The organism is Gramella sp. AN32 (assembly GCF_023718305.1).
GTDB classification, from domain to species: Bacteria; Bacteroidota; Bacteroidia; order Flavobacteriales; family Flavobacteriaceae; genus Christiangramia; species Christiangramia antarctica.
Genome location: NZ_QEYO01000039.1, coordinates 1 through 3,261, shown reverse-complemented (window position 1 = coordinate 3,261; position 3,261 = coordinate 1). Strand labels below are relative to the sequence as shown.

The 3,261-nt window shown below is 34.1% G+C and carries 2 protein-coding genes; one reads left to right on the top strand and one right to left on the bottom strand.

The features are described 5' to 3' along the window. Positions 1–394: 394 nt before the first annotated feature. Positions 395–1,660, bottom strand: coding sequence for a chloride channel protein (locus DHD80_RS19710; RefSeq protein ID WP_251743185.1), 1,266 nt, complete (start codon positions 1,658–1,660; stop codon positions 395–397). Positions 1,661–2,299: 639 nt separating this feature from the next. Between DHD80_RS19710 and DHD80_RS19705 the strand changes: the two genes are divergently transcribed. Beyond that, positions 2,300–3,261, top strand: a 962-nt coding sequence (locus tag DHD80_RS19705; protein ID WP_251743184.1) for a PAS domain-containing protein, incomplete at its 3' end; no start/stop codon positions are given.

Here is a 3,261-nt window from a genome sequence, read left to right as displayed (position 1 = left end):
GCTTTATTTCCAGCACCAATTTTTAAAACGGCCACACATAGAGTTCGTATTAAATTTAATATAGATAAAGATTCCTGCCCACGTTAGCACAAGAAATTAATGGAGTTCTTCATATGGTGAATTGTGCCTAACGGGAATCTGCACAACAACCCCATTTTTATAAAAATAGTATCTTCTCGTGTAGTATAGGTCCATTAGGCGAATTTTGGAGAACTGCAATTTTGGGACTTGAAGATTGGGGATGCATACAAGTAGGCTTACAAGGGCTAGAATTGGACGGTAAATGGTCATCGTTGTAGCGCATATTTATTAGTTCATACCATAAAATGGAGATTTTCCATCTAATTGGTTATTTTTAGCTGTTCGGAGTATTTTTAAAATTCTTAGCGCTATCTCAATTTCCCATCTGTGAACTTATAAAAGGAATTTTTGGGGCTAAGAAATAACCTGTCAAACTTGCGAATAAGATCGGAATAAAATATGAAAACCCAGTTAGAGTTGCTAATAAAATCGTTGTACTCATAGGCGTACGAGTAACACAAACATTAATTCCTGCCATACAACTTATAATTGCCAAGGTAAGATTAGTACTTGGAAATAATTGATGGATTATCAATCCCAATGTTGCTCCAACAAAAAATAATGGAATAATAAAACCACCTCTCCAACCCGAAGTCACAGTAATGGAAATTGCCACTATTTTAAAAAACAAAATTAAAAGTAATAGGTTTATATTAAGATCATTTGCCAATAGTTCATTTATTTCATGATGACCAAAATATCGTGTTATTGGAAGATAATAGGATATTATTCCAAGTAAGATTCCACCAATTAATGTTTTTATGTAGATTGGTATTGGTCGCTTTTCAAATAGGTGTTTGAAAAACTTAACGCAATAAATAAATCCCCATCCTATAGCAGTAGCTGCCATCGCGAAAAGGATTGCACTTCCAAAATCTAACACTCCAGAGTATTGATAAGTTGGTAAGTCCCAAACAGCGCCAAGCCCAAGGTGAACGATTAATGCGAAAATCACATAACTAAAACAACTGGCAACCAAGGCAGGAATGATTGCCTTATAATATTCTAGCGCATGTTTATGATGTAAAATTTCTAATGAAAATAAACTTCCTCCCAAAGGTGCACCAAATAAAGCAGTAAATCCAGATGCCATTCCAGCAATACTTAAAGACCTCAATTCTTCACCTTTCAGTCTAAATATTTTACCCAGCCAAGTGCCTGTAGAGCCTGTTACTTGTACCAAAGGAGCTTCTGGTCCAAGACTTCCTCCAGATGCAACACAAAGTAATGATGACAAAATCATAGAGGGATTATTTTTGGGATCAAGTTTCCCCTTATTGAATTTAATATTATCTACGATCAAATGAATTTCTCCCGGGTCACCAATAAAGTGAATAATTAATCCTGCTAAAAGCCCACAAATGGACATCACGAGAATAACTTGCCACCCTTCAAAAATGGCAATTTTATGCGTTAAAAATTCAAGTATAATCCAATATATTCCTGCGATAAACCCACCAATTAAACCTAGAATTGCCCATAATAAAAAAGTTCGACTAAATACGAACGGATTAAATCTAATGGGTTGATCCAAAATATTTAAATACGTTATTAATTTTCGTTTTCTTTTCAGCTTCACCTAATAAATTTTGGCAAATATAGTACTCTTAAATATGTCTTGTCCGGAAATATTGGAGCTAACGGTCTTCTTTACTTTATCACCGCTATTTACAAAGAAACAAGAGGAGAACAAAAACGGTCTTTGGAATAGCAGTTCCTTTCTACCATTTTTATTTAAAGTTGAACAAGTTGCCTACGGTTCATAACCATGAATTTTCTTCAACCAAGATAATGGATGAATGGATATCACCGATTATAATACCCTACCCTATTCGCCTAAGGGAGATGACAATTTTAACCCTTCGGTATCACGTCAAGCCGAAGGAAGTGACCCACCGGGGATTATAACCTTATCTAAAATTGCGAAAAAGGTTAGATAGTACAAATTCCTTATTAACCACTAAATATACTAGTTTAATTGAACGGGGCTTTTTGGAGCAAATTGGCTTGATATAAATTAGTCGCCGAATGGAGTAATTGAAATTTCAAAAACGGAAAGCAAAATTCTTTTTAGGGTTTATTATTGTTTCATTAAGAATGTTTTAACACATAAGATTCTATGTGTATGTTTAACGGCTTTATTATAAATGATTATGAAATAATTTAAGTAAATTTAACATTACTTTATAATTTTTTTCGAATTTTAATAAATTTTCTAATGTTTCAAGGTATCAAAAACTTTACAATAAGGAAAAGTAAAAAGCTTTTCAAAGATGAATCTTCTCAGAATTTATCAGACCTGAATAAAAGCAGAAAGTTATTACGAACCGTTTTTGATACTACTAACCAGGCCATAGCAGTATTTGAGAGCATTTATAACGAGAATGGAACTATTAAAGATTTTAAGTTCATTAAAGTGAATAAAGTTCTCTTGGAAATGTATATGGAATCCAACCCTCTAGGTAAAACTTATTTGGAGACCTCCCAATATGGTGTTGAAATGGGAATATTTGATGCTTTTAAAAATGTGATGGAAACGGGCAAGGGCCTGGATAAAGAATTCCATTTTAATAGGGATGGCAACAATAGATGGTTTCGAATGACAGCAAGGTCGCAAGATAATCTTTTAATAGCGGCGATAGAAGATATTAGTCTCCGCAAAATTGAAACTCAGAAATTAGAAGAAAATTTCAGGTTTAAACAGCATCTGGCACAAGCATCACCTGAAACAATTTTAATTATTAATCTAAACAGTTATTGCGTACGCTATATAAATAAAGATATTTTCCCGGAAGCAGGAATGACGAAAGAGAGAATTCAAGGCACATCTCTTTTAGAGGTACTTCCTTTTATTCACCCGCAAGACCGGGATAAAATTGTCAGTTTGCACAAGAAATTAGTAAAAGCCTCTGATGATGATATTTTAGAAGTCGAATTACGGTTAAAATTAAGGAATACTGCCTGGGAATGGTTTAATATCCGTGGCAAAATTTTTGATCGTAAGGATGCCTCCTGGGTAAATGAATATGTGTTGTTGGTGAGGAATATTACCAAACAGAAAAATACCCAAGAAGCTTTATTAAAAGCAGAACGTCTTTCCATTCAGGGCGAAGTTGCTCGTATTTTCGCCCATGAATTACGTAATCCTTTAGCCAGTATCGGAATGGCAACTGATATCCT